Annotated in this window: 8 protein-coding genes; 5 read left to right on the forward strand and 3 right to left on the reverse strand. The window is 71.8% G+C overall.

The features are described from left to right. Nucleotides 1-18: 18 nt before the first annotated feature. Nucleotides 19-852, reverse strand: a complete 834-nt coding sequence (locus ACFT55_RS17525) for an ABC transporter permease (RefSeq protein ID WP_380245123.1) — start codon at nucleotides 850-852, stop codon at nucleotides 19-21. Further along, a complete protein-coding gene (locus tag ACFT55_RS17530; protein WP_380245124.1) occupies nucleotides 849-1,901 on the reverse strand; it encodes an ATP-binding cassette domain-containing protein in 1,053 nt (350 codons plus the stop codon). The genes ACFT55_RS17525 and ACFT55_RS17530 overlap by 4 nt, the downstream gene beginning before the upstream one ends. 105 nt (nucleotides 1,902-2,006) lie before the next feature. Here ACFT55_RS17530 and ACFT55_RS17535 point away from each other — a divergent pair, with 105 nt between their 5' ends. Next, on the forward strand, nucleotides 2,007-3,416 hold the full coding sequence (locus ACFT55_RS17535; protein WP_380245125.1) for a serine hydrolase domain-containing protein: 1,410 nt from the start codon (nucleotides 2,007-2,009) through the stop codon (nucleotides 3,414-3,416). A 4-nt stretch (nucleotides 3,417-3,420) separates the two neighbouring features. Here the strand turns inward: ACFT55_RS17535 and ACFT55_RS17540 are convergent, their stop codons facing one another. Further along, entirely contained in the window at nucleotides 3,421-4,191 is a 771-nt protein-coding gene (locus ACFT55_RS17540) for a GntR family transcriptional regulator (RefSeq protein WP_380245126.1), read from the reverse strand. Nucleotides 4,192-4,528: 337 nt separating this feature from the next. Between ACFT55_RS17540 and ACFT55_RS17545 the strand changes: the two genes are divergently transcribed. Genes ACFT55_RS17545 through ehuA form a run of 4 tightly spaced genes read left to right on the forward strand, consistent with a single transcriptional unit; the run spans nucleotide 4,529 to nucleotide 7,729 of the window. After that, nucleotides 4,529-5,470, forward strand: coding sequence for a transporter substrate-binding domain-containing protein (locus ACFT55_RS17545; RefSeq protein WP_380245127.1), 942 nt, complete (start codon nucleotides 4,529-4,531; stop codon nucleotides 5,468-5,470). A gap of 6 nt (nucleotides 5,471-5,476) precedes the next feature. Then, on the forward strand, nucleotides 5,477-6,250 hold the full coding sequence (gene ehuC, locus ACFT55_RS17550) for an ectoine/hydroxyectoine ABC transporter permease subunit EhuC (protein ID WP_380245128.1): 774 nt from the start codon (nucleotides 5,477-5,479) through the stop codon (nucleotides 6,248-6,250). Beyond that, nucleotides 6,247-6,897: an ectoine/hydroxyectoine ABC transporter permease subunit EhuD gene (gene ehuD / locus ACFT55_RS17555; RefSeq protein ID WP_380245129.1), complete on the forward strand. Its 651-nt coding sequence runs from the start codon at nucleotides 6,247-6,249 to the stop codon at nucleotides 6,895-6,897. Before ehuC ends, ehuD begins: the two co-directional genes overlap by 4 nt. Before the next feature lie 28 nt (nucleotides 6,898-6,925). After that, complete coding sequence (gene ehuA, locus ACFT55_RS17560; protein ID WP_380245130.1) at nucleotides 6,926-7,729, forward strand: ectoine/hydroxyectoine ABC transporter ATP-binding protein EhuA; 804 nt, start codon at nucleotides 6,926-6,928, stop codon at nucleotides 7,727-7,729. Nucleotides 7,730-7,812 lie beyond the last annotated feature (83 nt).

The following is a 7,812-nucleotide window of genomic DNA, read 5'->3' on the forward strand; positions in this document are numbered from 1 at the left end:
CCACAACAGAGGTTGGGGTCAGTGGCGGGTGCGGTACAGGTGCATGGTGACGGGGCCGAGCACGCCGGTGAGGACGACGGCGGCGACGAGGACCCAGAGGATCTCGCCGGTGTCGGGCGTGCCGGCCATCAGAGCCCGGACGGCGGTGACGAGGTGCGTGACCGGGTTGATCTCGACGAACCGCTGCAAGGCCGCGGGCATGGTGGCCGGGTCGACGAAGATGTTCGACGCGAACGTCAGCGGCATCAGCACCATCATCGACACCCCCATCACGGCGTTCGGCGTGCGCAGCAGCAGGCCCAGGATGGTGAAGATCCAGCTCAGCGAGAACGCGAAGACGAGCAGGAGCACCACCCCGAGGACCACGCCCACGAAGCCGCCGACGGGCCGGAACCCGATGATCAGGCCGAGGCCGATGGTCATCACCGAGGCGATGGAGTAGCGCACGGTGTCGCCCAGCAGCGCACCCACGATCGGTGCGGGCCGCCAGATCGGCAACGAACGGAACCGGTCGAAGACGCCCTTGGTGATGTCGGTGTTGAGCGTGTAGCCCGTGTACACGGTGACGATGACGATGGTCTGCACCAGGATGCCGGGCAGCAGGAACTGGATGTACGCGGACGTCGAGCCCGCCAGGGCGCCGCCGAACAGGTACGTGAACATCAGCGTGAAGATCACCGGGGAGACGAGCACGTCGAACAGCTGCTCGGGCACGTGCTTGATCTTCAGCAGCGCCCGCCACCCGAAGGTCAGGGTCATCGCGACGGCGGACGGCCGCGCGGGACGTTCGTCGAGCGCCACGGCCTGGCGCAGGGTGGTCGTCATCTCGGCCGGGCCGGCGGACGCGGTCATCGGGACACCTCCTGAGCGTCGACAGGCCGCTCGGCGCCGGAACCGGCGTCGGAATCGGCGTCGGCCGGCAGCGGCTTGCCCGTGAGCGTGAGGAACACCTCGTCCAGGCTGGGCTGTCCCAGCGTGAACTCGGGGACGGCGATGCCCGCGTCGCCGAGCGCGGGCAGGAGTCGGGCGACCGCGTCCGCGCCCTCGTCGGGCACGCGCGCCGACAGGGCGTAGGGGTCGGTCGGCAGGGTCGGCTCGGAGCCGAGCACCTTCTCGACGACGCTCGCGGCCGCCGCGCGCTGGGAAGAGTCGGCCAGGCGCATCGCCACGGCACCCTGCCCCACGGAGCGCTTGAGCTCCGTGGACGTCCCCTCCGCGATGACCGTGCCGTGGTCGATGACGGCGATGCGGTCGGCGAGCTGGTCCGCCTCCTCGAGGTACTGGGTCGTGAGGAGCACGGTGGCCCCGTCCGCGACGAGCACCCGCACGATGTCCCACACCTGGTTGCGGCTGCGGGGGTCGAGCCCGGTCGTGGGCTCGTCGAGGAAGAGCACGCGCGGGGCGAGCACCAGGGACGCGGCGAGGTCGATCCGCCGCCGCATGCCGCCGGAGTACGTCTTGACCTGGCGCGCGCCGGCGTCGGAGAGGCTGAAGGCGTCGAGGAGCCCCTCGACCCGGCGTCGGGCCCCGGCACCCCGGAAGCCGTACAGCCGGGCGAGCATGAGGAGGTTCTCGGTGCCGGTCAGGTCCTCGTCAACGGACGCGTACTGGCCGGTGAGCCCGACGGCGCTGCGCACGGCGTCGGCGTCGGTCACGACGTCGTGCCCGAGCACGCGGGCGCTGCCTGCGTCCGGGCGCAGCAGCGTGACGAGCATGCGGACGACGGTGGTCTTCCCGGCGCCGTTGGGGCCGAGCAGGCCGAAGACGCTGCCGGTCGGGATCTGCAGGTCGACGCCGTCGACGGCCTTGGTGACCTGCTTGCGGGTGGTGAAGTGCTTGACGAGCCCGTGGGCGTCGACGGCGAGTCCGTCGGTCGCGCGGGCCGGGGGCGGGTCGGGCATGGCTTCCTCCCTGCGGATCGGCTGAGTGACGTGCGTCACGTCCCAGGCTAGGACGGCCCTCCGACGGGGAACTCATCGGGCGCCGGTCGTGGCAGGGTGGCGGCCATGATCACCGAGCACGCGACCAGCGACCTGTTCGACGCCGACCACCTCGCCGCGTGGGTCGCCACGCAGGCCGGGTTCGCGCGGGTGCCCGGCGTCCAGTACGCCGTCCGCGTGGGCGACGACCTGGTGCTCGACGGCGCCTGGGGGGTCGCCGACGTCACGACCGGCGAGCCGCTGACCCCGGACCACGTGTTCCGCGTCGCGTCGCACTCCAAGACGTTCACGGCGACGGCGGTGGCCCGCCTGGCCGACCGGGGCGCGCTGCGGCTCGACGACCCCTTCGACGCGCACCTGCCCGAGCTCGCGGGGGCCGACGTCGGCCAGGTGACGCTGCGGGAGGCGCTCGGCCACACCGGCGGGGTGCTGCGCGACGGTCGCGACGCCGACTTCTGGCAGCTCGGGGCGCCGTTCCCCGACCGTGGGGCGCTGGTCGAGTCGGTCCTCGCGCACGGACCGGTCCTGGGGCGCGGCGAGGTCTTCAAGTACTCCAACCTCGCCTACGGGCTGCTGGGCCTCGTGGTGGAGGCCGTGACGGGGCTGCCGTTCGCCGACCACGTCCGCGCCGACCTGCTCGACCCCCTCGGCCTGCGCTGCACGTCGGCCGAGGCGGTCGACGGCGCCCCCCACGTCGTCGGCCACTCCGCCCGCGGTGTGGCGGACGACGGTCGTCTCCCCGTCGCGGCGGCGCGCACGGGCGCCCTGGCGGCGGCCACCGGGTTCTCCTCGACGGCGGCCGACCTGACGCGCTGGTTCGCGGCGCACTCCGAGGGTTCCGGCCTGCTGCGCCCGGAGACGCGCCGCCTGCTGCAGCGCGACGAGTCCGTGATCGACCGCCCGCACGCGCGCCTGCGCCGGTACGGGCTGGGCCTCGAGACGCGGGAGATCGAAGGGCGCCGGGTCGTCGGGCACGGGGGAGCGTTCCCCGGCCAGCTCAGCCGCACGTGGGCGGACCCGGCCGGGCGGGTCGCGGTGTCGGTGCTGACGAACGCGGTCGACGGTCCTGCGGACGCCCTGGCCACCGGGCTGTTCGCGCTGGTCGCCACGGCCCTCGACTCCGGCTCCCCGGCGTCCGACGCCGACCTCGCCGGCCTGGACCGTCGCACGGGCCGCTTCGCGAACCTGTGGGGGCAGACCGACGTCGTCCGGCTCGGCCAGGACCTGTGGCTGCTCGACCCGCGCCGGGAGGACCCGCTGGCAGGGGCGGAGCGGCTCGTCGCGGACGGCGAGGACCTGCGGCTGCCCGCCCTGCCCGGCTTCGGGGCTCCCGGTGAGCTGGTCGAGGTGCTCCCCGGCGACGACGGGCGCCCCGCGGGCGTCGTCGTCGGCGGGCTGACGTCCTGGCGTGCGGACGACTACGAGCACGAGCGGAGGGCCCAGCTCGCGGCGCTCGACGCGCGGCGAGCGGGGTGACCGGTCAGGGCTCGGGGAACGTCGGCGTGATCGGCTCCAGGCGGGGCGCGGGCGACGGCCTGGGCTCGTCGAAGGTCTCGACCTCCACGGTCTCCGGCGCGAGCAGCCGGGCGACGGCGTCCTCGAGGTTGGTGCGGATCGCGGCGACGAGCCCCTCGGCGTCGCGCGCCTCGAACCGCTCGACGAGCTCGACGTGCGACTCGGCGGCGTCCTTGCGCACCGCGTAGTCCTCGCTGAGCGTGAAGCTCGCGATGCGCACCTCGACGATGAGGGTGGTCATCCACCGCAGCAGCCACGGGTTGCCGGCCGCGGCGACGAGCGACCAGTGCACGTTGAGGTCGGCGTCGCCCACCCGGCGGGCGTCCTCGCTGCGCTCGGCGGCGACGAGGGAGTCGTGCGCGGCGCGGACGGCCGCGACCTGCGCGGGCGTGGCACGGTCGACGGCGAGCGGCGCGGCCGACGTCTCCACCACGGCGCGCGCCTCGTACAGCGCCCGGACCCGGTCGGCGTCGATCCGCACGACGCTGAGCCCCCGGCCGGGGGTCGACCGCAGCAGCCCTTCCTGGACGAGCCGTTGCGCGGCCTCGCGGAAGGGCCCGCGGCTCACGCCGAGCTGGCTCGACATCTCGACCTCGCGGATCGGCGACCCCACCGGCAGCGCCCCCGAGTAGACGGCGTTGCGCAGCTCGACGGTGATGAGGTCGACCGTCGACGGTCGCGTCACCGGCGACAGGAACGGTGCGCTGCCGACAGGGACCCGTGACGACGGGGTCATCTGCTCTCCTTCCACGTGGCCGGGGACCGTCCCGACGGGACGCATCATCCCCCGAACCGGCCCTCGGGCCAGATCGTGACCCTCTTGTGACCATGCCATGACTGGGTTCTGGGGCTCCAGGGACGCCCTCCGACGTGTCGGACGGCGAGCCTGCACCGAGCTGACCTGCGACGACGCCGGGCAGGGCGCACCGAAGCCTCGATCCCTCGCCGATTGTAGACAATCCGACATGTGGATACATAGATTGTCGTCACGTCGGCATCGCGGCTACCGTGTCGCACCGTCCAGACCCACAAGCCCGGTGCGACCTCGCCCGGGCACGGAAGGGAGACACACCGTGTCGTCCACCAGGACCACGAAGCGCCGCCGGGCGTTCCTCGCCGCCGGCTCCGTCCTCACCTTGACCGCCCTCGTCGCCTGCTCGCGCACCGAGCCGGGCACCGGAGCCCCCGCGGGCGAGAGCGACACTCTCGCCGGGCTGCAGGACGAGGGCAGCATCACCGTCGCGTTCAACGGCGAGAAGCCCTACAGCTTCGAGGGGGACGACGGCGAGCTCGACGGCGCCACCGTCGCCCTCGACAAGAAGATCTTCGGGGAGCTCGGCATCGACACCGTCGAGGGCACCTTCACCGAGTGGAACTCGCTCATCCCCGGCCTCAACGCCGACCGCTACGACGCGGTCAGCGCAGGGATGTCGATCCTTCCGGAGCGTTGCGAGCAGGCCGCGTTCGCCGAGCCGACGATCATGTACACCACCGCGTTCCTCGTGCCGAAGGGCAACCCGGACAAGCTCAGCGACTGGCAGTCCGTGGAGGGCTCGGGCCTCACCCTCGCCGTGACGAGCGGCGCGATCGAGGCGGGCTACGCCGAGAAGACGGGGGTCAAGACGATCGAGGTCGGCAGCCCGCAGGACGGCCTCGACGCCGTGACGACCGGACGCGCCGACGCGTTCACCCTCACCGGCATCTCGCTGCGCGCCCTGGCCGAGAGCACGGACAAGCCCGTCGAGGTCACCGACGCCTTCGTCGCGACGATCGACGGCGAGCCGCAGATCGGCGCAGGCTCCGAGGTCTTCCGCAAGAACGACAGCAGCCTGCTGGACGCCTACAACGAGAAGCTCAAGCCGATCCTCGCCGACAAGGACGCCTGGCTCGACGTCATGGGGCCGTACGGCTTCACCGAGGCGGAGTACCCGCCGCCGGGCCTCACCGCCGAGATGCTCTGCGACCCGGACGCCGACCTCAAGAAGATCGCGGACGAGATCGGCCTGGAGTCCTGACGCCGCATGTCCGATGATCTCCAGACCCTCGTCGACCGGCTGCCCGCCCTGGGCGACGCGGTGCTCGTCACGCTGGAGCTGACCCTCGGCGGCGCGGTGCTGGCGCTGGTCGTCGCCCTCGTGCTCGGGTTCGGCTCGCGCACCCGGACCCTGTGGGTGCGCGGGCCGTCGCGGTTCGTCGTCGAGTTCTTCCGCGGCACGTCCCTCGTCGTCCAGATCTTCTGGATCTTCTACGTGCTGCCGGTGCTCGGCTTCAAGATGGAGGCCCTCGTGGTCGGCATCGTCGCTCTCGGCCTCAACTACGGCGCCTACGGCGCGGAGGTGGTGCGCGGCTCGATCGCGTCCGTGCCGCAGGGCCAGTGGGAAGCAGCCGTCGCGCTGAACATGAGCTGGTTCCACCGCGTGCGGCGCGTCATCTTCCCGCAGGCGTGGGCGCTGATGATCCCGATGCTCGCCAACCTGCTCATCCAGCTCCTCAAGGGGTCGGCGCTCGCGTACTACATCACGCTGCACGACCTGAACTTCTGGACGGTCCAGCTCCGGCGCGCCACCAGCGACACGGTGTTCAGCTACGCCGCCGGCCTGATCGTGTACTTCGTCATCGCCTACCTGCTGACCTGGGGGATGAACCTCCTGGAGGAGCGCGCCAAGCGCCGCCTCGGCCGGGGCACCCGGCCCACCGTGGGTGAGGCGCTCGGCCTCAAGCCGGGCCGGCTGCGGGTCACGTCCCAGCAGCGGCCGACCGACACTGCCGGCGTCGCGATGGGGGCAGCCCGATGACCGAGACCACCATCTGGAACTGGGACCGCGCCTGGGAGGTGCTCCCCGACCTCCTCGCCGGCCTGCGGATCACCGTGCTCGCCACGGTGGTCGGCATGGTGATCGCCGCCGTCCTTGGCCTGTTCATCGCCCTGGCGCTGCGGGCGTCGACCCGCTGGGGCACCGCCCCGCTGCGGCTGGTGGTCGACTTCATCAGGATGACGCCGCTGCTGGTGCAGCTGGTGTTCGTCTACCTGCTGTCGCCGCCGCAGATCCCCGCGCTCGCCATCGGGTGCGTCGTGCTCGGCATCCACTACGCCACCTACATGTCCGAGGTGTACCGCGCCGGGATCGAGGCCGTGCCGCAGGGCCAGTGGGAGGCCGCCGTGGCGCTGAACCTGCCCCGCGCCCGCACCTGGGGCGCCGTCATCCTGCCCCAGGCGGTCCGCAACACCCTGCCCGGCCTGGGCAACTACGCGATCTCCATGTTCAAGGAGACGCCCTTCCTGTTCGCCATCTCCGTGGTGGAGATGTACCAGGCGGCGCAGAGCTTCGGCGCGAACACCTTCTCGTACATCGAACCGCTGACCATGGTGGGGCTGCTGTTCCTCATCGTGAGCTACCCGACGTCGCTGCTCGTGCGACGGATGGAGACCCGCCTTGCCTGACCTCGCCACCTCCGCAGGGAGCCAGACCATGACCGCACCGGAGACGACCGCCGCCGGCGGCGTCACGCCTGCCATCGAGTTCCGCGACGTCGTCAAGCGCTTCGGCGACAACGTGGTGCTCGACGGCCTGAACTTCTCCGTCGCGCAGGGGGACCGCGTCACCCTGATCGGCCCGTCGGGCTCCGGCAAGACGACGATCCTGCGCCTGCTCATGACCCTCGAGGAGGCGAACGGCGGGCTCATCCTCATCGACGGCGACCCCTACACGCACGAGTACAAGGGCGAGAAGTGGGTCGAGATCTCGGAGAAGCGCCGCCGCGTGGTGCGCAACCGGGTGGGGATGGTGTTCCAGCAGTTCAACCTGTTCCCGAACATGACGGTGCTGGAGAACATCATCGAGGCGCCCGTGCACGTGCTCGGGCGGTCGAAGGACGAGGCGGTCGCCCGTGCCGAGCAGCTGCTCGAGCAGGTCGGCATGTCGGACAAGCGCGACGCCCGCTGCACCCAGCTCTCCGGTGGTCAGCAGCAGCGCGTGGCGATCGCGCGCGCGCTCGCGATGGACCCGGAGATCCTGCTCCTCGACGAGGTCACGTCCGCCCTGGACCCGGAGATCGTCGCCGACGTGCTCGGCGTGCTCCGCGAGATCGCCCGCACCACGGACATCACGATGCTGCTCGTGACGCACGAGATGCAGTTCGCCCGTGAGGTGTCGAACCGCGTGCTGATGTTCGACCACGGGCGGATCGTCGAGGAGGCGGACCCCGAGACGATGTTCACCAGCCCCAGGAACGAGCGCACCCAGGAGTTCCTCAAGGCCGTGCTCGGACACTGACCTGGCACCTGAGAAGTCGCGGCACCCGAGTCGCGCCGCCGGGCGCCGAACAGGCGGTTGTGCACGCTCTGACGCGTCAGAGC

Source organism: Isoptericola sp. NPDC057191 (genome assembly GCF_042670225.1).
In the GTDB taxonomy this organism is placed as follows: domain Bacteria; phylum Actinomycetota; class Actinomycetes; order Actinomycetales; family Cellulomonadaceae; genus Isoptericola.